This is a genomic window from Anabaena sp. TISTR 8404, assembly GCF_056847745.1.
Map to the genome: position 1 here is coordinate 1,894,024 of NZ_CP180578.1, position 25,446 is coordinate 1,919,469.

Below are 25,446 nucleotides of genomic sequence, written 5' to 3' on the forward strand. Positions count from 1 at the left end.
AACACACCATCTTGATATCTGGGCGGTGCGTTAGCCTGCGGCATAACACACCATATATTTTATGTTTTTGTATATTGTCCTAATTATCTTTTTAGTAATTTGTAATTAGAAATTCTCAAAAATCTAATTTGGGTTTTTCAGGACGTGTTGTAAACTGTTCAATAAGTCTTGGGCTGTAAAAGGTTTTGGCAAAACTAGCTGCACATTAGCATTGGCAACATCGCTCAAACCTTCATGGGGATTAAACCCACTGCAAGCGATTATTTGGACTTGCGGATTCATTTTTTGCAGGGTACGAATGGCAGTAATGCCATCCATTTCTGGCATAATCATATCCATCAAAACAGCTTTGATTTGATGTTTGTGTTGGGCATAAAGTGCGATCGCTTCAATCCCATTACTAGCAGTCATAACTTTGTAATTGTAGTTTTCTAGCACTAGGGTAGCAATCTCTAGAATTTTTGCTTCATCATCGACAACTAAAATTAATTCTCCCTCTCCCAAAGGTACTGTTAAGTTGTCGGTTGGAATTCCTTGACAGCTTTCTACTGCTGGCAAGTACAGTTTAAATTTAGTGCCTTTGCCAACTTTGCTAGATACATTAATAAAACCACCATGACTTTTAATAATGCCTAGCACAGTTGAAAGACCTAATCCCGTTCCTGTGCCAATTTCTTTTGTCGTGAAAAATGGCTCGAAAATTCTGTCTAATACTTCTGGAGGCATCCCAGTGCCATTATCTGCAACAGTTAGCTTAATATAATTTCCCGCTTTAGCCTCCAGATTCATTTTGGCGTAGGCTTCATCAATAAATTTATTTTCTGCGGAGATTTCGATTTTACCGCCGTCTGGCATCGCATCACGGGCATTAACTACCAAATTCATCAGCACTTGATGCAGCTGGGTAATATCTCCAGAAACAGCCCAGAGATTATCGGGGATGGAGATGGCAAATTCGATTGATTTCGGAAAGGTTTGTTTGGCAATGAGTAGCACTTCCGAAATCAGGTGCTTAATCAGAATAATTGTATTATCTCCTTTAAATCCCCGCGCAAAGGACAATACTTGTTTGACTAAATCTGCACCACGTTTGGCATTATTTTCGATAATCGCCATTAGCTGATGATAGCGATCTTGGTCTTGCGGGAATCTTAGTTGTAATAGTTGGGATGCTGCCAAAATCGGTGTCAAAATATTGTTCAAATCATGGGCAATCCCACCTGCAAGGGTACCGAGGCTTTCTAATCTTTGAGTGCGGAAAAACTGTTCTTCGAGTTGTTTCTTGTGGGTAATATCAGTGTCAACAATCAAGATGGATTTGGGTTGTCCTGTCTGATCTTGCATGAGTGTCCAGCGACTTTCGACGATAATTTCTTTGCCAGATTTAGTAACTTTATGTAATTCCCCTTGCCAAGTACCAGTTTCAATTACTTTTTCTATAGCCACTGGGATTTTTGGTGAAGGTTGTTTAAATAAAAGTTCATCAAGGTTCTTTCCTACGGCTTCTTGTGCTTGCCAACCATACAAACGTTCAGCACCTTGATTCCAGAAGAGAATTTGGTTTTGCAAACTTCGCACTAAAATTGCATCTGTGGCAATATCAAGTAAGGCTGCTTGTTCTTGAATTTTCTGTTCAGCTTGTTTGCGTTGCGTAGCTTGCTGATAGACATCGCTAATATCAGAAAATGAAGTAACAACTGCATAAGGACTAGGTTCATTACCACGAAATAAAGGTTGGGAATTAATCGAAATCCAGATAACTTGCCCATTCAATTTTTGAATTCCCATACGTACATTCGCGCATGGTTGGCCTGTACGTAAGGTAACTATTGCTGGATGTTCTTCTCCTGGAAAAGATGAACCATCTTCATGAATAGTCTGCCAAATTTCGTCATAGGAGGTGCGTCCGATGATTTCAGCTTTAGTCAACCCTAAAATCCTCTCAGCACTGAGATTACAAGCTACAATTCGACCATCAGCCTGCTGTAGTATAATTCCCTCACCTATAACCGTCACCACTGAACGATGAAGTTCTTCACTTTCTCGCAGTGCTTCTTGTGCATATTTGCGATCGCTAATATCTCTAGTTGTACCAGTTAACCGCATCGGCTGGCCGTTTTCGCCATAGTAGATTTGACCTGTGGAATTCAGCCAGTGAATGCTACCATCTGGCCAAACAGTGCGATATTCAAAGATAAATTTTATGCCATTTTGAATAGTGTAAGTCACAGCCTGAGTAAAAGCTTGTCGGTCTTCAGGATGGATTAACTCTAAAAAGTCTTGGGGGGTAGGACACAAAGTTCCGTTCGCTAGGCCATACAGTGGCCCCATGTTGAAAGACCAAAGGGTTTCATTAGTTTGGATATTCCAGTCCCAAATGCCCATCTGAGCAGCTTCTAAAGCTAAACTTAGTCTGGTTTCACTCTCGCGCAGTGACTCTTCTGTGTGCTTGCGTTCCGTAATATCTTCGACAATACCAGCGTAGTAGCAAATATTTCCCTGTTCATCACGCATTGCAAAGGTGCGATCCCAGACCCAACGCATCAAGCCATCAGGCCGCAGGATGCGATATTCAATATCGGTAGACTCTCCAGTCAGAGATTGTCTCAGCATTTGATGGACGCGATCGCGATCAGCTGGATATACTGCTTCCATCCACGATAGTGGCTGTTCATACAAACTTTGGCGAGAACGACCCCAGATTTTCTCATAAGCCGGATTCACATACAAAAATCGCCCTGTTTCAGGTTCTTTCCACCACATCAGAGATTGGATATTTTCGGCAAAATGGCGAAATTTTGCTTCGCTTTCTCGCACTGCTGCTTCTTTTTGTTCGCAATAAAGCTTCTCTCTATTGTGCCAAGCCTCTTTAGCCTGTTGGTACTCAACGATTTTCTGCTGCAATCGTTTGTTTTCTGCAACTAGTTTTTCTAACTCATCATGAGTTTGGCGTAGTTTTTCTTCTACCATCTGAAGTTTTGTACGTGTTTGTTGAAGTTCTTGATGAGTTGGCATAAAAGTAGCTGATTTTTGTTCCATTCCTTTCTGGAGATGATTGTGAATGGGACAACTTATTCCCTTGATTTTACGATAATTACTTTGTGGTCGCTGTAAGGCTGTTTTAATACCAACTATTGTGTCGCGGTTAAAAGCTTGCAATAAAACACTATCAGTTATAATTCCTTTTAATTTCCCTTGGTTGTCTACAATTGGCAAATAACTAATTTGATAGTGACGCAACAGTGACCAAGCTGTGAATACGTCTGTCGCATGACTTTGGCTGAGAGTAATTAATGACGTTACCATCACCTCAGCTACTTTTGTTTGGGTGATATCTACTCCAGCAGCAATGATATTTACTACATCTTTTGCCGTGATTATCCCTAATAAATATCCTGCTTCTACAACCAAAATACAGCTAGTTTCTTGCTGATTAAAGATGTTTGCCCTTAAATATCTATTTAAGCTAGAAAAAGATAAATTTTGAGTTTTTTTCTGACTCATCAAGACAATAGCATCGATTATATAACTATCAGGGCTAATCGTTAAAGGCTCACGATTAATCAGATTATATAAAGTTGGCCAATTAATTAGCTGATCTTGTAATTTCATAGTTAATTTGTCAATTCAATGTATGTTTTTAGCAATAAAACAAGGTAGAGGATGTAAACTATAGAAAATTGGCTAGAAATATCATGTATTAAGATTGAATGGGTTATTATGCAGATTTAATCGCCAAAATGACAATTTTATTTTAAAAAATCAAGGATATATAGCTTCTAGAGTAAATAGAGATGCACTCCTAGGATATTTATTCAAATTGGGGGTAGACAAACTCATTTTATTGTCAAATGCTGAATAGATGATCTATTGAGTCAAAAAATAAATTTTATTGATTTTGAGCTTAATATAACTTTAGTGATTAGCAAATGTAATTTTTTATTCTTTGATTTAAATAAGTAACCTGAGCAACAAATATAGATTTCAAAGCTTTTTTTTAAAAGTATAGGTAATTAAGTTGCAAAAGCTACACAATCTAATCTGTAATCAACTAATTACTGCTGATTTGGTCTGTGACACCAATTTAGAAAATGATAGCGACAGATAGATAGACATAACTTATATGCAGACAGCAATTTCCAATCCAAAATGGTATATCTGGTTAGATGTAAATAAAAGTTATTGCCAAAATGGCTAGAAAAAGCCACATTTAAAAAATTAATGTCATAATTTTTCCAGCGATCGCTTCTTTCATTGAGGTATTGTCTCTTCGTTGGAGGTTAAAAAATTTAATATTTCCATGTATTAACTGAAATATTCTGGTATTTAAAGTTTAAATGCTAAACTATGACAAATTTTAAGTGTTTAGTTGAGTAATTAAAGTTAAATAAAGTAAAGTTTAAGTTTTACTTATTTTTGCCATTATTACACTATGTGGTGATATTTTAATGTTTCGGATAAAGACGCAAAATAAAAACTAAAACGTAATCTACATTACAATCATTTTTACAAAAAACACTTAAAATACGGAGGAAAAAATTTATGGATTTTCAAGATTTTCTCAGACATAAATTCACCCATGTTGCAATGGGTGAATTCAAGCCAGGTAAATTTGAAGCCGCCAAAAAACTTTATGAAGAAGCTGTATTAACCTATACAACAGGTTTTAAAGGCGCTTATCTATTACAAGAACCAGGAACCGACAAAGGCATATCCATAATTTTTTGGGAGAGTGTAGAAGATATGGAAGCCAATCAAAATGAAGTTTACCAAAACATTTTGAAAAAGATGATGCCTTTATTCGTCGAGCCACCAAAGATAGTAGTCTATGAACTAGTGTGTGAAATTAACGCCAAAGACAAAGAAGAAGTGTGAAGTATGAAGTGTGAAATTTTTTCTCTTAGCTTTCTGACTTGTAAGTGCTAGGTACTGAGTAATAATACTACTCCCTAGCCTCAGCGCCTCTAATCCCTTGTTCATGGGTTTTGGTGTAATCGGTTCATGACGGCTACTTATACCATTTCACGAAAATCCTGATACAAATTCATTAGTTGTTTACTCTTTCCCCCTGCCCCCTGCGCCCTGCTCCCCTGCGGTCTATTTATATCAAACTTAAAGTGAAACGGTATTACTGCTAGGATTTAGCATAGTACAAGTGAACTGTAATAGGTATGGAATGTCTGAGTTAATTTTGTTTTGGCATCGCCGTGACTTACGCATATCTGATAATACTGGACTAGCTGCGGCGAGAAGGCAAAGTTCTAAAGTGGTGGGTGTATTTTGCCTTGATCGCAATATTCTCGAACGGGATGATGTTGCTCCTGTAAGAGTAGAATATATGATTGGCTGCTTACAGGCATTACAGGAGCGATATGCACAAATTGGTAGCCAACTCCTGATTCTCCATGCCGATCCTATCCAAGCAATTCCCGCTGTGGCGGAAGCATTAAATGCCAAAGCCGTTTTTTGGAATTGGGATGTCGAACCTTACTCCCAAGTACGCGATCGCAATATAATTGATGCGCTCAAAGAAAAAGGTATTGAATTCCTCAACGAAAATTGGGATCAAATCCTCCACTCTCCAGCAGAAATTCGCACAGGTAGCAATTCGCCATACACGGTTTATACCCCTTTTTGGAAAAATTGGAGTAGCAAACCAAAAGCACAACCAGTAGAAACCTTACAAACTGCGGAAGGATTAACACCCGACGAACAAGAAATTGCCAAAAACGCAGGCGCAATTTCCTTACCCACCGCCAAAGATTTAGGATTTATCTGGGATGGTGGTTTAATTCTCCCACCAGGCGAAGCCGCCGCCCAAGCCAGATTAGCAGAATTTACTGATAAAGCCATTACCGAATACCAAGAACAGCGCAACTTCCCCGCAACAGACGGTACATCGCAACTCAGTGCTGCATTGAAATTTGGTGCAATTGGTATACGCACTGTTTGGCAAGCCACAACCGAAGCACAAGAAAATAGTCGCAGTGAAGAAGCAACAACTAGTATTCGCACTTGGCAACAAGAACTGGCGTGGCGCGAATTTTATCAACACGCTATGTATCATTTCCCTGAATTAGCAGATGGTGCTTACCGTGATGCCTTTAAAAACTTTCCGTGGGAAACCAACGAAACACATTTCCAAGCTTGGTGCGAAGGCAGAACAGGCTACCCTATCGTAGATGCAGCCATGCGCCAATTAAATGAAAGCGGCTGGATGCACAACCGCTGTCGGATGATTGTTGCTAGTTTCCTTACCAAAGACTTGTTAATTAGTCCGCAATTAGGCGAAAAATACTTTATGCAAAAGCTAATTGACGGCGATTTATCTGCGAATAATGGCGGTTGGCAATGGAGTGCTTCCAGCGGTATGGATCCCAAACCTGTGCGGATTTTTAACCCAGCCAGTCAAGCACAAAAATTTGATCCAGATGGTGAATACATCCGCCGATGGCTGCCAGAATTGCGGTCTATCGATACTGAATATTTAGTAACTGGTAAAATTACACCTCTAGAACGTCGTGCTGTTGGCTACCCAGAACCTATCGTGGATCATAAACAACAGCAACAGCAATTTAAACAGCGTTATCAACAGCAAAAAGAACTAATTAGGTGATACAGCAGAATTCAGAAGTCAGGAATTAGGAGGAGGCAGTGCGGTACTTACTTGGAATATCCTGTAACTTATAGCAGAAGGCAGGAGGTAATACCGTTTTACTTTAAGTTTGATACAAATAGGCCGCAGGGGGAAAGAGTAAACAACCAATGAATTTGTATCAGGATTTTCGTGAAATGGTATAAAACATTAATGTTGCTCACATTTATGCTGCCAAAATATCCTCATCCATAATTCGACTGCTATAGAAATGCGCTCGGTTTACTAGTCAATAAAAACTATAATAATAGCGTTAGTTTCAAATTGAACTAACGCTATTTTTTTAAATAAATTCAGGGATAAAATATTAACCAATGTTCCCTGATGCTTACTATAAATTAGACACAATTACATCAATTAAACAGTACTACGACGAGTTAGCAAGTTCCACAAGAAAACGGCGATGATTGCACCAAGAACTGCTACTAAAATACCAGGGATGCTAAGAGTAGGAGCCGCAAGGGCAAAGTTTCCCGTACTGAAGAATACGCCTAAACTACCACCAATAAATGCACCTATGATTCCTAACAAAATTGTTCCCAAAATACCGCCGCCTTGATGGCCAGGATAGATAGCTTTAGCAATAGCACCAGCGATTAGACCTAAGATAATCCAAGCAAGAATGTTCATTTGTTTGTTGTTTGTAGTTAATGTTTTTTCTGACAATTACAGATTAACAAGTTCAAGATGTGTAGCCAATCTATCATCAGCATTAATTATGCCTAGCCTGAAGGGGTAGTTGAATTGCTGTCATTTCTTTTGGCATATACCGAAATCAAGATAGGCAAAAACTCAAGAAAAAGCCCATAGTTGCTGTGAAACTATGGGCTGATTAATTCATTGCTTGGTAATTGCAGTATATTCATTTCTAATTCCCTCTATCCTCTACTAGAAGAATTAAGCTTAAATGACAATTATGAACATTCTTAACAATAAAAATGGGAATTTCTTTCAACCTCTGGTAGAGTGCAAGCATCTATTACACACTTAGGATTAATACAGTAAAAACCAAGCACAATTTATTTTGATTTTCTCTTATGACATTTAATTACAGATGGAAAAATGGCACTCGACCAAATCGAGATGAAGCCATTAGACACAAGTATTTGTTAGATGAAAGCCAGTTTGACAACGAGCAAGACCGACAATTGGCAGAGGAAACTGCAAGACGGCTTTTAGGTGTACCCGTACCAACCTTAGACGCAGATAAATCAGTATTACCCCAAGCAGACCCAGACAAAAAAGTATAAATTACCCATCTGCTCTTGTTGAGCGATCGCCTTCATCACACAGTAATCAAAAAAGATAAAATGGCTGAGGATAACTACGACCAAAAGTACACAGACCCTGAGTTACGCCGCCAACTCAAGGAAGAAATTCTCAAATCTGATAAAGGTGGTCAACCTGGTCAGTGGTCTGCACGCAAAAGTCAGCTGCTAGTCAAGGAATATGAAAAAAAAGGCGGCGGCTACAAAAAAGCAGATAAAGACGAAGCCGCACAATCATTAGAAAAATGGTCTGAACAAAACTAGCAAACTCAAGACGGTGAAGACAGCGCCCATGAAGATAATGTGACCAAGCGTTATCTGTAAAAAGCAGTTTGGGATAAGTCAAGCGACGCAGAAAAACAAGAATGACAAAGTAATTGTCCAGTATTTTCTTATCCTAGACTTAGTGCTTCATGAAGTGCTGAAACACATTTATCCTTGATATGACTGCTTAAGAGTAAAAGCGACAATAATACCAAGTTGCAGTCAAAGATAGTAAATTGGGGTGGGAGTGGTGAGACAGCGCTCTTGGTAGGGTTTCACAACCCAGGCGACTGCGTTAGCGACGTTATACCGTTTCACTTGAAGTTTGATACAAATAGACCGCAGGGGAGCAGGGGGAAAGAGTAAACAACCAATGAATTTGTATCAGGATTTTCGTGAAATGGTATTAGTAGCTTCACCCGAAGGGGGAGTCGATTCTACGAGAAAAGTCAATAACTAATAAACAAATCTATTGTATATTGATCTTGAACTGGTTGTTGTATGGATATTATTATCATGATAATTAATTGAACCTGCACCTCCACCATCAAATCTAACACTACTATCAACAGAGTTGATATAAGTTCTATCAGTAGTATTCATAATGCGAAACACATAGGGATAACTACCACCTAATATATTTTCTGCTTGCTTTGTAGTTAGATCATGGATAAATCCCTTCATAGGATTATGATCTAATACAGAAACTACAATATTTCTCATAAGTTTATTTACTCTGTAAGATTGATTACTACTAAAACGCCAGAAATTAATACACAAATCATCTGTATATATATATTGACCTTGAACTGGTTTTTGTATAGATATTATTATCGTGATAATTGATTGAACCTAAACCTCCACCGTCATATCTAGTACTCTTGTCAGTAGCATTGATATACGTCCTATCAGCAGTGTTCATTATCTCAAACCCATAGGGATAACCACTGCCCAATATAGTTTCTGCTTGCTCTGTGGTGAGATTATAGATAAATGTTTCTATGGAATTATGATGTAAGGCAGAAATTATAATTTTAGTCATGATTTTAGTTCCTCAAAAGTTAGTATACTTAACTTTTCTTTTAATGTGTTGCTTTCCTGAACTTTGTCACTGACTATTATATGTAAAATCCCAAGTTATGATAGATATTTTACAATATTTATAGGACATAAATTCCTTATTTTAGTCTCAGAAATAGACATTAATAGCAGCAGTTGTTTACGAGCTTTGCTTAAAAAACTTATCAAAATATATTTATTTAAAAATCCTCGACTAAATTCCTGAAATATTGTCTTATAAATATCTTTTAAAGCCCGAATGATTTTTTGTTAAGAAGCTAATAAGTTAGCTGTAACCAACTCATTTTCAATAGATATTCTAATTAAGTGCATTTTTTATCATTTTTTTCTGTCTTTATTAAAAATAAAAAACAAATAATACATGTATTATTGTCTGTTTTGCTTATTTTAAAAGCTGACAATTTTGCATAAGATTGATTTTACAAAGGTAAGTCATTTCAGTTGAAATTTACCAAAGTTTTGCCATTAAACACAACTAATCAAGATTAAAAATATAGTAGATAACACAGAGCAAAACAATTTCCTACTATATGGTTAGTGTGCTTTGAGGGTGTAACCGTATTTGAACTAGAAAATTAAATTTGCTTACTTAATAACTTATGCTATTAGAACAGCGATCATTATCTTATTACCAAGAAATTCTGATTGGATTAAACTATCGCCGCAGATTAGAAAAAATTGCCCGTAAATACACTAGAGGAACAGGTTTGTCTTGGGAAGATGCTGTTCAAATTGCAAATTTAAAAGTATTGCTGGCTTTTCAAGCGGGTAAGTTTAGAGAAGGAAGTGTAGAAGAGTTTTATTACTGGGCTGTTGCTGTCGCTAGATGTGCAATTATTGATTCTGTTCGTAAAGAAAATCTGCGGCAGTATCAGAGTTTAGATGATAATCTTCCAGGAACAGACATGTGTTTATTAGACACAATTCCTGATGAATTTAGCTCATTAGATGCAATAGAGCGGGCAGATTTAATTGTGAAAGCACTAGAGTCTATTTACGAACTAGATAAATCTTATCCACACCGAAATTATCTTAAATTATGGCAAGGAAAAGTAGATGGTAAAACACAAGCTCAAATTGCAGTTGAATTAAGAATTAGCCAGGGTGAAGTCTCTAAGCGATGGCAAGAACTATCAGGGCGTATTGCTGAGATATTAGGTCTATTAAAAATTAAAGATATGAAGGATAAACTACAAAAAAATCGCCAGCTAAATACAGCAGATAATCGTACAACAAAGCAGTGGTAAGCTAAGAGAATAAGTTTTACAGCCTGATTATCAAAATTAGAGCAAATCATCATTCTGGAAAGATTTCAATCGTTAATCAATACATAGATTGAATACCACACCATCTTAAATCTTTGCTCATCAAGCATTGTTGTTTTCAGGTAAAAATATATGCGTGTAAATTTGGATAAATTTATTTTTTTGAATAAGCAGAGGTATAATATAATATTGCCACAACCTGGAGAAATTTGGCAAGTTAATTACTTAATAAGAAGCCCTTTAAATTTCACAAGCCAAGAACAACAGACTTTATACTCTCCTGTAGCACGAAGTTTTTTAGCAGGCAACTCATCGCCGCGCTATGTAATGATTGTCAAAGAACCTGAACTATCTGAAGAGATAGAAGAGGAGTGGTTGATTGTTTATGTGATGTTGCTATCAGTAGAAACAGAGTTTGTGAGTAATGTAGATTTGGTGATTCCCGCCAACATATCAGGGTTAGAGCGAGATTTATTGGCAGAGACTTGGCATATTCTTCCTGCTCTAGCTTGTAATTTACTACAGCCAGTTGGCCAACGGCTCTCTCGCCAGATTTATGATTATTTGCTAACAGTTAGAAATTATCATCATGGTTTGATTCCTCAATTGCCAACAATAACAGAAATCCAAAACTTAGGGTTATCACATGATAACTTATGTTCTACAAGTACCTCAAAAATTCAAGATTTTCATCAAGCAGAACAAGCTTGGAGCGATGTATTAACAGTGCCAGTGGCAGCTTACTATACTTACTTGAAAAGTATAGAATTTACAAATGCAATATTAAATGAAGCATTGCAATTAGAGCAAGACTTACAACATGATATTGGTGATTAAAAATTCAACTCTACTGGGATATTGGTATTGATAGCGATCGCTATCATATCAAATCCAAATTCAATAAAAATCATGGCTACTCAGATTTTATTTTACGTGAATTAGGTAGCGTAAGTATTAGATTTTTTATCTATCAAGTAAGAGGATATCTGAAAACTTTTTGTTGTTGTATTTAAGACTTGTAGATGTTCCTAAATATCCTTTTCAAGGGGCTAGGGGAATCACTAAGTACTTTTAATTTGAAGAGTGGCATATTAAGAATATATAACCTAATTAGAAGCGATCGCGCACTTTCAAAGCAGTATCAGAAAAGTCACTAAATACGCCATCAATACCTAAACTAAAGAATAGTTCATATTCTGCTTGAGGATTACTTTGGAAGTCCAAAGGTAAAAAGTAGTTTTCATTGCGAAAAGTCCAGACATGTACCTGCAAACCAACTTTATGAGCATTATGTACTAAAGATGTTGGTGATAATAATTTATTTGTATTATCTCTTGGAACTAAAATATCTTTATGAATCCCAATTGCTTGGGCATATTTGGCAATTTCCTCTAACTCTGATATTGTTACTAAATCTGCATAAGTGCGAACATCACCACTAACTACAAAATCAAAAGGTTTACCAGTAAGGTTAATTAATTGCACCAAAGGTAGATTAGTTTTTTGAGCTAAATATTGTAAATTTCTTACTTCAAAAGACTGAAGAAAAACAGGTGCATTTTCTCCGTGATAACCATTTGCTTGTAAAGTAGCGAGGAGAGTTTCTTCTAAAGCTAAATCTATCGATCTAAAATAGCTGGGATGCTTTGTTTCAGGATAAAGCCCAATAGTACGCCCCAGTTTAGCACTGTAATTTTTTGCTAAATCAATAATTTCTTGTAATGTTGGAATTTCGTACAATCCATCATAAATAGTATTTTGCGGACGTAATTGCGGAATTCTTTCTTTTGCTCGTAATGTTTTGATTTCTGCCAGGGTAAAGTCTTCTGTAAACCAACCAGTTTTCGCTTCGCCATCAATAATTTTAGTGGTTTGACGTTGAGCAAATTCTGGATGATTAGCAACATCTGTAGTTGCAGAAATTTCGTTTTCGTGACGGGCAATTAAAACACTATCTTTAGTCGAAACTAAATCTGGTTCAATATAGTCAGCACCGAAATTAATTGCTAATTCGTAAGCGGCTAACGTGTGTTCTGGACGATAGCCACTAGCGCCTCGGTGAGCGATAATAATAGGATTTTTATACATCTTATTACAAATGTTAATATTTGATTGCTGGGATGCGATCGCCTATTCCCTCTTATATATGTGTGAAAACACCAAAGACGATTAACCTAGAACTATCCCAACAAAATTATATTTACTCAGTATCTTGCCTTAAGTCTAATGACACAACTTCAGTCCCAAGCCAAGCGCACAGAAGAACTACGCCAACTGTTGCAACAAGCTAGTTACGCCTATTACGTCCTGGACACACCCATCATGGAGGATGCTGTCTATGACCAGCTGTACCGTGAATTGCAACAATTGGAAACGCAGTATCCCGAATTGGTAACACCCGATAGTCCGACTCAGCGCGTGGGTGAAAGGCCTGCAACACACTTTACCTCAGTGCGGCACAATATCCCGCTGTATAGTCTAGAAAATGCTTTTAATATTGATGAGTTACAAACTTGGGATCAACGTTGGCGGCGACAATTACCCACAACCGACTCGGTAGAATATGTCTCGGAACTGAAAATTGATGGTTCGGCTTTGGCGCTAACTTACCAAGATGGTTTGCTGGTTAGAGGTGCAACCAGAGGTGATGGAGTCACAGGTGAAGAAATCACTCAAAATGTGCGGACAATTCGCTCAATTCCCTTACGCTTAAATTTTGATGGTATAGAACCAATAGAAAGGGTAGAAGTGCGGGGAGAAGCATTTTTACCGTTGGAAGTATTTAAGCAAATCAACGAAGAACGTCAAAAAGCAGGTGAACAGTTATTTGCTAATCCTCGGAATGCCGCAGCTGGTACACTTAGACAGTTAGACTCACGCATTGTGGCGCGGCGGCGGTTAGATTTCTTTGCCTACACGCTGCATATTCCCGGAATGGATGATGCGAGTATTGCCAATACCCAATGGGAAGCCTTGGAATTGTTGCAAAAGATGGGTTTTCGAGTAAATCCGAATCACAAGCTGTGTCTGTCTCTAACAGAAGTGGCAGAATACTATGAATACTGGGATACAGAACGGCTGAATTTACCCTACATGACTGATGGGGTAGTAGTAAAGCTGAATTCTTTTAAACTGCAAGAACAGTTAGGGTTCACCCAAAAATTCCCGCGCTGGGCGGTGGCGTTGAAGTATCCAGCCGAAGAAGCACCCACTCGTGTAGAAAATATTGCGGTGAATGTTGGTAGGACAGGCGCTTTAACACCGTTAGCAGAGATGCGTCCGGTACAATTGGCAGGCACAACAGTTTCTCGCGCTACCTTACATAATAGCGATCGCATCGCCCAACTAGATATCCGCATCGGTGATACAGTAATTGTTCGCAAAGCTGGGGAAATTATTCCGGAAGTGGTGCGCGTCATAAAAGAACTGCGCCCCGATAACACCGAACCTTTTATTATGCCTTCCCATTGCCCAGTTTGTGGTCAACCAGTAGTGCGAGAATCAGGTGAAGCCGTGACTCGCTGCGTTAATGCTTCTTGTGCTGCTATTCTCAAAGGTTCGATTGAACATTGGGTAAGTCGTGATGCTTTAGATATTAAAGGTGTGGGCGAGAAATTAGTGCATCAACTGGTAGATAAAGGTTTGGTGCATTCCGTTGCTGATTTGTATGACTTAACAGAAGCCCAATTGCTGAGTCTAGAAAGAATGGGACAGAAGTCAGCCCAAAAATTAGTAGAAGCGATCGCTCAATCAAAAAATCAACCTTGGCATAGAGTATTATATGGTTTAGGCATCCGTCACGTTGGCAGTGTGAATGCCCAACTGATCACAGAAAAGTATCCCACAGTCGAAAAACTAGAAGCCGCCAAGCAATCAGACATTGCAGGTATTTATGGTATTGGTGCAGAAATTGCCCAGTCTGTTTATCAATGGTTTCATATTGATGCTAATCAGGCTTTAATTGAAAGGTTAAAAACCGCAGGCTTACAATTAGTTGCTGAAGAAACCACAAATGTTAGTAATGGTAATCAAAAGTTTGCCAGGAAAACTTTTGTAATTACAGGTACATTGCCAACTTTAAAACGAGATGAAGTTAAAGCATTAATTCAAAAAGCTGGCGGTAAAGTAACTGATTCTGTCAGTAAAAAAACAGATTATTTGGTAATCGGAGAAGATGCTGGTTCTAAATTAGAAAAAGCCCAGGCTTTAGGAATTTCTCAGTTAACTGAGGAACAATTATTACAGTTGTTACAGGATGAATAAGCATAATTTTTATCAAAAAAATACTTTTGTTTACTCATTGCTTGCATCGATTTCTGGACACAATTCGTCGTGACGCAAGATTCGGATCATCTCTGCCCCAGGATGTTTGAACAACACATCAAACTCACTGTTGGGCATTCTCAAGTTTTCAGGAACGAGATAGGTCTGGATTTGTTTTATTAGCACTAATCCATGCCCAGGAAAGAGGATAATAGTAATTTCACCACCACGCAGGCATCCTAACACTCGTGCTGGGACACGCACATAAAAGAAGGACGAACTATCTTCTTCCTGTTGCATATCTCAAATACCGTAAATAAGGTACTAGTAACGAAGTGGAACCCAACATACCAACATAATGGTTGGGTTTCGCTATCGCTCCACCCAACCTACATTTATACTTCTTACTCAATTTTTAAATTAAAAGGTAAACGAGCATAAATGCCTTGCGGATCATTCATGCTTTGAAATGCCTCTAATTCTTGTTGCAGTTTGCCGAATTCCGCCGTCAATGGATCAGTTGTTTTGATTTGTTGTCCCTTAATTCCTAAAACAGTACTAACATCTTCAACGGCTCCTCCAAATAAGCTTTCGCCTAAACTGCTTTCTCTGGGATATTCTTTTAACTGCCAATCGTTACCTAATTTTGCTTGCTTGGCAGCGTATTGTACAGCAGCATTGAGTCCACCGATTTCGTCTACTAAACCAATTTGTTGAGCCGCTACCCCAGACCAAACTCTTCCTTGGGCAATTTCTGCAACTTTTTGTTCTGGTAATTTGCGACCTTGGGAAACTTTATTGAGAAATAGATTGTAAACACGGTTCACACTGCGCTGATAAATTGCAAGTTCTTGGGGTGATTTCGGACGCGCTGCAGTTTGAGTATCAGCATAACGCGCTGTTTTGACTACATCCCAGGTGATACCGTTATCATTCGCTAGTTTTTGCCCGTTAAACAAAACTCCAAATACACCTATCGAACCAGTAATTGTATTCGGTTCCGCAAAAATGCGGTTAGAATCACTAGCAATCCAGTAACCACCAGAAGCAGCCACATCACCCATAGATACGACTACAGGTTTGACCTCACGAGTTAACCGTACTTCCCGCTGCATCACCTCAGCGGCTGTTGCACTCCCACCAGGACTATTAATCCGTAAGACAACAGCTTTGACATTTTTATCTTGCCGGATTTTGTTAAAGATTTTGGCAAAGCGATCGCCTCCTACTTGTTCATTATCACCGTTGCCATCGACAATTTCACCTTCGGCATACACTACGGCAATTTTATTGTTTGATTGCCGTTCGGCATTGAGGGATTTGTTGGTAAATTGGGCGTATTCTGTCAGGTCAATTTGTCGGAAGGTTTTATCGTCTTTACCGCTGGCTGTGAGTTTTTTCAAGTCTGCAACTACTTGATCATGGTATGCGACTTGATCGACCAAACCATTAGTTTTGGCTGCGGGTGCTTCTAGTATTGCTTGATTATCTGCGATCGCCTGCAATTTTTGCGGGTCGATTTTCCGGCTTGCGCCTACTGTAGTCCGCCACTCACTCCACACATCATCTAGTAATTTCTGTGTTTGTTCTCGGTTTTCTGGACTTAGTTTATTCAGAATTAATGGTTCAACAGCGCCTTTAAATTTACCGACTCTGACAACCTGCACACCAATACCAAACTTCTGCAATGCACCTGCTAAGAACATTGGTTGACTACTCAAACCATTAACTTCCATTGCACCCAAGGGATTCAGCACAATGGTATCTGCTACCGAACCAAGATAATATTCTTTCTTGCCCCAGTCTTGACCATAAGCGACTACCTTTTTCCCAGCCGCCCGAAATTCTTCTAGGGCTTTGCGGATTTCTTTCAGGGAAGCGAAACCAATGTTACTACCTGCACCTGTATGTGTGGCATCTAAGTAAATACCGACAATTTTTGGATCGCGTCGTGCTTTGTCTATAGCATCTAGAACTTTGCGGAGTGTGATGCGTTCTTCTTCACTACCTGATAGTGCTTTTTGTAATGCTTCACCAGCGCTAGGTTCTCTATCGGTAATCTTCATTGACAAGTCAAAAACTACCACAGACTTATCTTTGACTACGGGGCTAACATCTTGAGAAGCAGCGATCGCAAACAGCAGTAATAATAGTCCTGTAGTACTAATCCCGCAGAAAATAAATAATCCTAGTAAGCTACCGATTAAACTGGCAACAGTTTGTTTAAAAAAATTAGTCATTAGCCAATATTTATTAGTCAATAATGAATGGTGATGAGTGATTTGCGGTAAAAGACAAATTACTACTGTTTTATTGTAGGCGTTGTAAACTTCCAGAATGTTTTAACTGCTGTAAGTTAACGTTACCAGTACAAAATAACACTGTGACAATTTCTGCTATCAACACCTCTACTAACTCAGAGATGGCAGCTTCTGACACTACTGCTGCTTGTAAAAAAGGTATGGCTAAACCAGCTATATCTGCACCTAATGCGATCGCTTTGGCTACATCCAAACCATGACGCAATCCACCAGAGGCAATTAAGGGAATAGAAGGAGCGATCGCCCGCACACTAGTAATACACTCTGCTGTTGGTATACCCCAATCTGCAAATGTTCTACCTAACCGTCGTTGCAAAGCATTTTCTGCCCGTTCACCCTCAACCTTAGCCCAAGAAGTCCCTCCAGCACCAGCCACATCAATGGCACTCACCCCAGCCGCAATTAGTTTTTCTGCCATTGCACCGGAAATCCCATTACCGACTTCCTTGGCAATCACCGGCACAGATAACTTACTACATAATTGAGAAATTTTATCAATTAATCCTCGAAAATTCACATCGCCTCTAGGTTGAATGCACTCTTGCAAAGGGTTGATGTGCAGAATCAAAGCATCTGCTTCTAACATATCTATGATTCGCAGACATTCATCTAAACCATACTTATAGTTCAGTTGCACCGCACCCACATTGGCAAACAACAATACATCCGGTGCATACTTGCGGATCGCAAAAGTATCCACCACCTGGGGTTTTTCCACCGCCACGCGTTGGGAACCGACACCCATCGCCAGTTTGTAGTGTTGAGCAACTTCTGCTAAACGGCGATTAATCATTCCTGCTTCTTCGGTTCCTCCAGTCATCGAAGAAATTAGCAATGGTGCTGCTAAGTACTTACCTAAAAAACTTGTACTGATATCAATATCGTTGCGGTCTATTTCTGGTAAACAACAATGAATAAAACGATAAGCTTCTAATCCATTGGTTGTTTCACGGAACTGGACATCTTCTTCCAAGCAGATACGGATGTGATCCGCTTTACGTGACTGAGTTTGTGCGGAATTGCTAGTAGGGGCTTTCACTGGTAGGTATGACTCAAAGCAGTTGCGATCACTATTTTGACATTCCAGAACGTAAACAACGAGAAGTTGAGAGTAGAGAAAGACCTAGAAGAATTTTACTTAATATGATGTGCAACTTATTTTTAAACCCCTCTCCAAACCTCTCCCCTACGAGGAGAGAGGCTTTGATTCTTGCCCCCCTTCCCTCGTAGGGAAGGGGTTGGGGGTTAGGTTTGAGGGAAAGTTGCACACGGCGTTACTTAATGTATTTGTGCATAAAGATTTTGAATGGTAATATGAAGCACTGAGGATACAAAATAGTATTTGTGTATATAGAATTACAACTTATGGCAAAACACATTTACTCAAGCTTTTCGGCTAGAGTTCCTAATTGGTTGTTAGCACATCGAATTGCAGTAACTGTGTTGAGCTTTGTATCACCTTTTATTGTCAGTAGTACCATCTGTGAAACTTTGGCACAAACTCCTAATGATCAGCAAGTTGATAAGTTAATCCAAAGTTTTAGCTACGAAGATTTATTAGAACAACTTAATGGTGCTACAACCATAGGAAGAATTAACAATAGAGAGTTCAGTAGAGAAACGTTAGATAAGCTCAAACAAGCATTAGAAAGCCCAAATTGGCGAGTGCGTAGTGGAGCCGCCTTAGTGTTATCTCAAAGAGGTGGGGCTATAGCTAGAGATGCTTTACCTAACCTAGTGAAAAATCTTCAAGACCAAAATTGGTTTGTACGCAGTAGTGCAGCTAGAGCTATTGGCAACATCGTAGCTGAAGATAGTGGTGATCCTAATGGCGCGAATACCGTGATTGAATCTGCTAAGTTCTCTAGTTACTTAGTTGATGCGCTTCAAGATTCTGACTTTTCGGTGCGTTTTACTGCGGCTACAGCTTTAACTAGATTAAATACTAAATCTTCATTCATTGTTTCTCGCCTGATCTCCAATCTCAGTAATAGTAACGACCCACAGGCTCGTCTGGCTACTGCTGAAAACCTAAATACAATCAGTAGTGAAGTCACTCCTGTTCTCCCAAGCATTGCTAAAGCACTGAAACACACTGAACCATCAGTGCGAGGACTAGCTTTGGAGACTATTGGCAGTATTGGAACAGATGCTAATGCGACTATGCCTTATTTAGTCGAAGGTCTTCAAGACCCAGATTGGACAGTGCGTAGCAAAGCGGCTAGATCTATTCTGAGAATAGTCACAAATATTCAAGAAAAAGCCAGAGCAAATTTCATCACTACATCTGATTTAAATGCAATAGATGACTTACAAGCAATTCAGAAGATTTTACAAAACCCACAAAATAATTTTTATAACAATGAAAAAGAAAGTGTAAGCCAAGCTATTAATGCTCTGCAAGCAGCACGTAAGAATAGATAAACATTAAATAAAGCTTAATTGTTGAAGTTGAAATGGGGGGTAAGGATTTTGTTGACTTACACCCCATACAAGTATTTAGCTGTGTGATTATCTTTTGATTACTTCCCAGAGGTAATACTAGGCTGCGGTTTACTGACTCCATGCAGTTTGATAAAACTATCAAAGGCGTACCATGCTAAGACATACCAAGGAATGATTTCTAGTTGCAAACCTTTGACTAGCAACTGTCTGATAGATAAACATCCCAGTGCCAAAGGAAACATAAAGCGTAAGTCAACTACATTATTGGTTGCTTGTTCAACTCTGTCATTTAAGTCATAGACAGCATTAGCAACAGTAGCGGCTGCATCGGAGTGGCTTTCAGTAGTAACATCTGCGAAAATCAGACCGATGTCTTTGAGTGTAGCTATTACATTTTGCCAGCTTTCATCGTTGCGATCGTGGTGAATTAGGATACTGCCATTATGTACATTAGTCTTCACTTGACTAATGTTGGGTTGGGCATCCAACATCTTAGCGATGCGTTGTATTTCATCAGCTTGACGATGAGATGGGGCAATTCTTAAGCGTAGCCTTCCTGGAGTATCGCTGATAATTTTTGTAGAGATAGGCTGGGATGGCGTGTTCAAGGCTTTTGCCTCCACAACTTTAGGCATCATAGTGACATTACCATGACTATTTGTATACACATCCATCCTCCTGATTGATACTTTGAATACTTTTGAGTTTCTTTACATACCAGTCTGCTAATTTTGTTTTTAACCGTTGGTAAATGCAGATGAATTTTTGCTGGTATTGTGTGTTGATATGGGTGTAATTTTATTTTGAGCAATTAAGAGAGACGGGTAAAATACCCATCTCTTTATTTGCTGTCTTAACTACAAGCCTCATATCTGGGTAGTAGGAAAGTTTGAAGTCTTTAGTATGAAACTTTCTCTTTCATCCTTTCCAAAAAATAGCTTGCAAGCTCACGCACCATTATCGGATGTGCTATCAACCGGACTTGCAGCAGCTTCAAATAATGGGGTTTCTCTGTCTTCTGCGAGTTCGGCTTTGGCTTCAGCTACGATGTCTTCCCAGGTTTCGCCTAGTTCTGCAAAGGCTCCTTTGCTTTTTTCGTAAGCCACAATTCCGCCTTTGATGATGCTCTTAGCAATGGGTTTACCAATTCCAGCCACAACCGGAATTAGGACTGGTGCAAGTAGAACTGCACCTATACCAGCTATGATTCCAGGAGCGCCAGCATCTTCAACAAAGTCAGTAATTTTCGGCATAGTAAGGTATCTCCAGTTGTATTGAAAGATTGTTAGAAAGCTATCTAGCTTAATCTACCCACAGTCTCATCTCATCATGCTGATGGTAGAGCTTTTTTTGGGGAATTTTTAAGAATTGGACGTAAGCCGTTAACACCTGCAACGATTGTTGAACCATTGTTAACTACCGTTGCACCTAAGGGGTTAAGCCCAAATAGCACAGCGATCGCCATTGCTGCAATATTAGGAATAGCAACAATACTTGTGTTTTGACGAATCAATTTTTTGGCGTTGCGTGCCAGTGCGATCGCCTCTAAAATTCCATGTAAGTCATTTTCCATCAACACTACGTCTGCTGTTTCACGAGCAATTTCTGAACCGTGAGCAAAGGATACAGAAACATCGGCGTAGGCTAATGCAGGGGAGTCGTTAATTCCATCTCCCACAAAGGCAACTGTTTTGCCTTGTTCGTGCAGTTGGCGGACAACTGCGGCTTTTTGTTCAGGGAATGCTTCTGCGTGGGTATTGGCTGGGGCAATTCCGAGTTCTGCTGCTACAGCTTTGGCAGTGCGCTGGTTATCACCAGTGAGCATGTGAACTTCTACACCTTCGACCGTCAACAAATGGTTAATTACTTCCCGTGTTTCTGGACGAAGAATATCACTATATCTTATTCTACCGAGAAGTTGCCCATTACTGGCGACATAAATCACAGAATTTACGCGGTTGCTATCGTTAAGAGGTTCCATGTTTACGCCTTGTTGACGTAAGAAGCGTTCGCTACCTACATAGATAGACTCGCCATCAATTTCGGCTTCCACACCTAGACCAAGTTTATAGTTCCACTTGCTGCGGTTGGGGATAACTATTTGCTGGGCTTCGGCATAGCGGATGACTGCTTCGGCTACTGGGTGGGTGAGACGCTGTTCAGCGGCGGCGGCAATAGCTAAAATTCTATCGCTGGAAACTTCAGCATTGAAACTATCAACACCAATAACCGCAACTTCACCTTTAGTCAATGTACCAGTCTTATCAAATACGATGGTGTCAACTTCTGCCAATTGCTCTAAGGCGCGACCACTGCGGATGAGAATTCCATGTTTTGCAGCGTAAGTGAGGGCGGCCAATACTGTTGTTGGTACTGATACTCTGATCCCTGTGGCAAAGTCGAGGGTGAGGACGCTGGCGGCTCTGGCGGCGTTGCGAGTCACTGCAAACACGCCTGCACCTAGTAGTAGGGTAGGTAGAACAGCTTTTTCCGCAATCTTGATGGCACAGTTTTCCATCCGAGTATCATGGACAGGAGCTTCTTCCATGAGCTTGATGCTCTGTCCGGCGCGGGTGTCGTTACCTATCCGTTCTGCCAAGATATAGATACTGCCTTCCCGTACCAGTGTAGAAGCGAAAACGTGTTGTTCTTTAGTCTTCAAGACTGGTACTGATTCCCCGGTGAGTTTCTGCTCATCTAGTAAAGCTTTACCTCGCAGAATTACGCCGTCTACTGGGACTTGTTCACCTGGATAGACGATTACTGTATCACCACTTCTGACTTCTTTGATGGAAATTTGGACTTTCTCACCATCACGTTCTACCCAGACAAATTGTCCTAGAGAATTGAGCAGATCTAATGTCTGCATTTTGGAAGACCGAGCGGTGCGATCGCGGATATTCTCACCAATTTCAATTAAACTCAGCATCAAGGCTGGTGTAAGAAACTGGCCTTGGACTGTGGTAATCACAATTGCCAACAAATCCAACACATCAATCGTCAGTTTTCGCTGCATCACAAGTCCGACGATAGCTCTTTGGAAGACGGGTAATGTTGCTAGAGCAATGGTTCCCGCTACCATAATTGGTGGTACAGATAATCCCAAAGGCCCACCTAGCACTGCTAACCCAGTGGCTACTGCTGAAAGTTGCAATCCTGGCCAATTAAGTTCTTCTGCATCTTCTTTTGGCTTGGCATCAATAGACTTTTTCTTATCCAACAGCACAACGTTGGCATCATTAGCTGTCATTATCAGACAACTCAGACGCGATCGCATTTTGGCATCGCTGACTGCACTATATTTATAAGTAACAACTAACGATGCCGCCGCAGGTTTAATTCTGACGCTGGTAACGAGGGGATCAACTTCCAACAATGTTTGCAGACGTTGCACATATGCGGAATTATGACGTAACTGGGGGATACGCAACCGCATTCTGCCGGGAACTGCATGGACAACGCTATAGACAACTTTAGAGGTTGGCTGATGAGAGCGTCCATTGCCTTTCGCTAGAGACAGTTTGCCATTCGGCTTTGCCTCAATCTTAGAACTTGGTTTGGCTACAACAACTGTGCTTACAGTTTCGTAAACCTTCGCACCCAGCGGTACTTCTTCTTTTGCTTCTAGTTCAGTTTTAGAAGATTTTTGAACTGCGGGTGATACTAGTTGAGCTGTCAATGGTGTCATTCCTTGTCTCGCTTAAATTGATAAAAAACTTGATTAATGACGCAGTAGGCTCTCAATTTCCGAGAGCAAATTCTCTCCCCAATCACTCAAGACTGGTGAGCTACGGCAATAAAGATTTGCTGATATGTGGTTAAATTCTGCTGGTTGGCTTGGCGGCGATACCTGCTGTTGCTTCGTTGGCAGAGCGAATCAGACTAATGAAATATGTTATTGCTGCTTCGACAGCACTGTGCGATCGCTTTTCGGAGTCTCGCAGTGTCCCAATTTTATATGTGATGACCACTGAGGCTGCATCTCGATTGATTCTCTCACTTGTCACCACTGGATCTGCTTTGAGCAAGTTCTCTAAGCGTTGCACATATTTGTGATCGCAGGCTATTTGCGGTATGTGAAACCTAATTCGTCCAGGAATGGAATGAACGATAGTATAGGTTACTTTTGAGTGCTGAGTGCTGAGTGCTGAGTGCTGAGGAGCCAGTCGCGTGGGCGGCTCTGCCGACTTGAGCGAACTGGCGTTGCTGAGTGCTGAGTTTTGAGTAACATGTTCTTCCTCTGCTCCCCTGCTCCCCTGCTCCTCTAACTGAGCATAATCAGCAGTCTGCAATAGACTAGCTAGGTTTGAGCGCATTTCAAAATCAGACATCATCCCGGTTTTGTAGGTAATGATGACTGATCCCGCTTCTGGGTTCACTTGCTGATTGATCACCCATTGTTGCCCCTTGATCAAAGCTTGTAGGCGTTGCAAGTATTGGGGATCATCATTAATTTTCGGTACGCAAAATGCGACTTTTCCGGGAAGTGCCAGAGTAATACTATAAGCTACCTTGGCAGATTGCTTGTGGGCGATATTGTTTGGTTTGGCTGCTATTTTCCAGGGGCTTTCCCCAGGAGGCTGCGATGCCGATGAGGATACAGAACCCTCCATTTTCATCCTCCTGTGTTCCTTGACGGAACGATCTACAACGGAAAGTTCGCCATGTAGGCTAAAGAAAAAGACATAGCTGCGGGCTTCATGTCAGCCCATAAGCTGGATATGTTTAAATTTTTACTTGCTGCTGATGGTTTTGTTGTATCGGCTGATACAACAGGCTGAGTATTTTTTTCTAGAGGCTGTGGTTGCTCTACGACTGGGACAGCAGGTGTAAGCGGATTTGTTTGTAAAGCCAATTCCATTAGTTTTACCCAATGGTTGACTGCTACCTGACTTGGTTGAAAGGCGATCGCAATTGATGCTGCATCGTAATTCATCCTTACGTTAGTTACATGAGCATCTGTTTTCAATAGCCTTTCTAGCCGTCGTGCATAGGCGTGATCCTGGACAATTCGGGGTACATGAAACCTAATCCTGCCAGGAATAGTATGAACTACAGTGTAGGCAATATTTGCTGACGATTTTGCGTCTTCCCTAACTGGTTCAACAACAGGTTTAGTTACTAGTTGTGTCAATTTCGCTTGTTTAGTTGTGTTATTTGGTTTTGCAGATTGGCGTTCACCAATCTTAGCATTAGGTTGTGATTGTTTGTTGCTGTCTGACTTAGAAATTTGCGGTTCTAAATAATCAATTACCCAGCGAGTTGCGTCTGCGGTAATCATATAAACTGGTATCGATGCTAAACCACTAATTCCCAATCCTCCTGTTACTGCTAAACCAGTCATTAGAGGAATGAAAGAAATAGTTTGCTCCATCCAAAAATTAGGAGATTTCCATGCCGCAAAGGGATCTCTGCTGCTCATTGATTGAGGCGATGTTGGGGAAGGGTGAATATTCAGTTTTTCTAGTATTCCCAATATCTGAGGTAATGTCAATTGATTTTCATCGAAGTTTACGACCAAACTACCCAATTGCTCGTTGGCCGAAACTTCTCTAATTCCTTGGTACTGCTTTAAATATTGGGATACTAATTCTAGTCTTGAGTTCAAACTACCGTCAGTAGCGCGGATGCGAATGCGACCGTGGGTTGCATGGACAATTTCTAGCCCACCAGTAGGCAAATGCGTCTCTAACTTTGCATTTACCAAACTGGTATGTCTATTCACTTTTAATTGATCACTGTGACGCTGAGTAGAGATTAAGTCAGGAGACAGAGCCTCTTTCGGACTTAACCCGCGACTACTGAGAGTTATTGTCATTTATTCGATAGTTGCACCAAGGCTCAAAGGTTAACAATAGGTTAAATATAACCTATAAACTCCGTAT

General features: G+C 40.0%; 20 protein-coding genes. 8 read left to right on the plus strand and 12 right to left on the minus strand.

The annotated features are described in order from the left end of the window. Window positions 1-123: 123 nt before the first annotated feature. Window positions 124-3,612 carry a PAS domain S-box protein gene (locus ACMX3D_RS08180; protein WP_482750927.1) on the minus strand — a complete coding sequence of 1,163 codons (3,489 nt, stop codon included), beginning with the start codon at window positions 3,610-3,612 and terminating at the stop codon, window positions 124-126. Window positions 3,613-4,542: 930 nt separating this feature from the next. Here ACMX3D_RS08180 and ACMX3D_RS08185 point away from each other — a divergent pair. Then, a complete protein-coding gene (locus tag ACMX3D_RS08185; RefSeq protein WP_482750928.1) occupies window positions 4,543-4,875 on the plus strand; it encodes an antibiotic biosynthesis monooxygenase in 333 nt (110 codons plus the stop codon). Between the two features lie 301 nt (window positions 4,876-5,176). After that, window positions 5,177-6,616 (plus strand): deoxyribodipyrimidine photo-lyase, 8-HDF type, encoded by a 1,440-nt coding sequence (locus ACMX3D_RS08190; protein WP_482750929.1) that lies wholly within the window; start codon window positions 5,177-5,179, stop codon window positions 6,614-6,616. A 396-nt stretch (window positions 6,617-7,012) separates the two neighbouring features. Here the strand turns inward: ACMX3D_RS08190 and ACMX3D_RS08195 are convergent, their stop codons facing one another. Further along, complete coding sequence (locus ACMX3D_RS08195) at window positions 7,013-7,285, minus strand: GlsB/YeaQ/YmgE family stress response membrane protein (protein WP_190981550.1); 273 nt, start codon at window positions 7,283-7,285, stop codon at window positions 7,013-7,015. Between the two features lie 407 nt (window positions 7,286-7,692). On the opposite strand from ACMX3D_RS08195, the gene ACMX3D_RS08200 reads away from it, so the two are divergent. Both ACMX3D_RS08200 and ACMX3D_RS08205 read left to right on the plus strand, forming a co-directional pair. Beyond that, entirely contained in the window at window positions 7,693-7,905 is a 213-nt protein-coding gene (locus ACMX3D_RS08200; protein ID WP_482750930.1) for a bromodomain-containing protein, read from the plus strand. A gap of 60 nt (window positions 7,906-7,965) precedes the next feature. After that, entirely contained in the window at window positions 7,966-8,187 is a 222-nt protein-coding gene (locus ACMX3D_RS08205) for a hypothetical protein (RefSeq protein WP_482750931.1), read from the plus strand. A gap of 456 nt (window positions 8,188-8,643) precedes the next feature. Here ACMX3D_RS08205 and ACMX3D_RS08210 read toward each other — a convergent pair whose 3' ends face one another. Beyond that, window positions 8,644-8,910 (minus strand): hypothetical protein, encoded by a 267-nt coding sequence (locus tag ACMX3D_RS08210; protein ID WP_482750932.1) that lies wholly within the window; start codon window positions 8,908-8,910, stop codon window positions 8,644-8,646. Between the two features lie 956 nt (window positions 8,911-9,866). Between ACMX3D_RS08210 and ACMX3D_RS08215 the strand changes: the two genes are divergently transcribed. Together ACMX3D_RS08215 and ACMX3D_RS08220 are read left to right on the plus strand one after the other, a co-directional pair. Next, the gene (locus ACMX3D_RS08215) at window positions 9,867-10,514 is read left to right on the plus strand and encodes a sigma-70 family RNA polymerase sigma factor (RefSeq protein WP_482750933.1); all 648 of its coding nucleotides are present in this window, start codon (window positions 9,867-9,869) and stop codon (window positions 10,512-10,514) included. Between the two features lie 207 nt (window positions 10,515-10,721). Next, the gene (locus ACMX3D_RS08220; RefSeq protein WP_482750934.1) at window positions 10,722-11,369 is read left to right on the plus strand and encodes a hypothetical protein; all 648 of its coding nucleotides are present in this window, start codon (window positions 10,722-10,724) and stop codon (window positions 11,367-11,369) included. A 273-nt stretch (window positions 11,370-11,642) separates the two neighbouring features. Here the strand turns inward: ACMX3D_RS08220 and ACMX3D_RS08225 are convergent, their stop codons facing one another. Continuing rightward, window positions 11,643-12,620 carry a glycerophosphodiester phosphodiesterase gene (locus ACMX3D_RS08225; protein ID WP_482750935.1) on the minus strand — a complete coding sequence of 326 codons (978 nt, stop codon included), beginning with the start codon at window positions 12,618-12,620 and terminating at the stop codon, window positions 11,643-11,645. A 138-nt stretch (window positions 12,621-12,758) separates the two neighbouring features. Between ACMX3D_RS08225 and ligA the strand changes: the two genes are divergently transcribed. After that, window positions 12,759-14,795, plus strand: coding sequence for an NAD-dependent DNA ligase LigA (ligA, locus tag ACMX3D_RS08230; RefSeq protein WP_482750936.1), 2,037 nt, complete (start codon window positions 12,759-12,761; stop codon window positions 14,793-14,795). A 30-nt stretch (window positions 14,796-14,825) separates the two neighbouring features. Here ligA and ACMX3D_RS08235 read toward each other — a convergent pair whose 3' ends face one another. The 3 genes from ACMX3D_RS08235 to fni form a co-directional block, all read right to left on the minus strand. Continuing rightward, window positions 14,826-15,095: a hypothetical protein gene (locus ACMX3D_RS08235; RefSeq protein WP_482750937.1), complete on the minus strand. Its 270-nt coding sequence runs from the start codon at window positions 15,093-15,095 to the stop codon at window positions 14,826-14,828. Between the two features lie 104 nt (window positions 15,096-15,199). Continuing rightward, window positions 15,200-17,035, minus strand: a complete 1,836-nt coding sequence (gene sppA, locus ACMX3D_RS08240) for a signal peptide peptidase SppA (protein ID WP_482750938.1) — start codon at window positions 17,033-17,035, stop codon at window positions 15,200-15,202. Between the two features lie 70 nt (window positions 17,036-17,105). Further along, window positions 17,106-18,155, minus strand: coding sequence for a type 2 isopentenyl-diphosphate Delta-isomerase (gene fni / locus ACMX3D_RS08245; protein WP_482750939.1), 1,050 nt, complete (start codon window positions 18,153-18,155; stop codon window positions 17,106-17,108). Between the two features lie 326 nt (window positions 18,156-18,481). Between fni and ACMX3D_RS08250 the strand changes: the two genes are divergently transcribed. Beyond that, complete coding sequence (locus ACMX3D_RS08250) at window positions 18,482-19,540, plus strand: HEAT repeat domain-containing protein (RefSeq protein WP_482750940.1); 1,059 nt, start codon at window positions 18,482-18,484, stop codon at window positions 19,538-19,540. 98 nt (window positions 19,541-19,638) lie between these two features. Here ACMX3D_RS08250 and ACMX3D_RS08255 read toward each other — a convergent pair whose 3' ends face one another. The 5 genes from ACMX3D_RS08255 to ACMX3D_RS08275 all read right to left on the minus strand — a co-directional run bounded on the left by ACMX3D_RS08255 (window position 19,639) and on the right by ACMX3D_RS08275 (window position 25,379). After that, window positions 19,639-20,229 (minus strand): HMA2 domain-containing protein, encoded by a 591-nt coding sequence (locus ACMX3D_RS08255; protein WP_482750941.1) that lies wholly within the window; start codon window positions 20,227-20,229, stop codon window positions 19,639-19,641. Window positions 20,230-20,508: 279 nt separating this feature from the next. Next, window positions 20,509-20,814: a DUF5132 domain-containing protein gene (locus ACMX3D_RS08260; RefSeq protein ID WP_482750942.1), complete on the minus strand. Its 306-nt coding sequence runs from the start codon at window positions 20,812-20,814 to the stop codon at window positions 20,509-20,511. 74 nt (window positions 20,815-20,888) lie between these two features. After that, a complete protein-coding gene (locus ACMX3D_RS08265) occupies window positions 20,889-23,249 on the minus strand; it encodes a heavy metal translocating P-type ATPase (protein ID WP_482750943.1) in 2,361 nt (786 codons plus the stop codon). A gap of 130 nt (window positions 23,250-23,379) precedes the next feature. Further along, a complete protein-coding gene (locus ACMX3D_RS08270; RefSeq protein WP_482750944.1) occupies window positions 23,380-24,174 on the minus strand; it encodes an HMA2 domain-containing protein in 795 nt (264 codons plus the stop codon). A 32-nt stretch (window positions 24,175-24,206) separates the two neighbouring features. Beyond that, window positions 24,207-25,379 (minus strand): HMA2 domain-containing protein, encoded by a 1,173-nt coding sequence (locus tag ACMX3D_RS08275; RefSeq protein ID WP_482750945.1) that lies wholly within the window; start codon window positions 25,377-25,379, stop codon window positions 24,207-24,209. Between the last annotated feature and the right edge of the window lie 67 nt (window positions 25,380-25,446).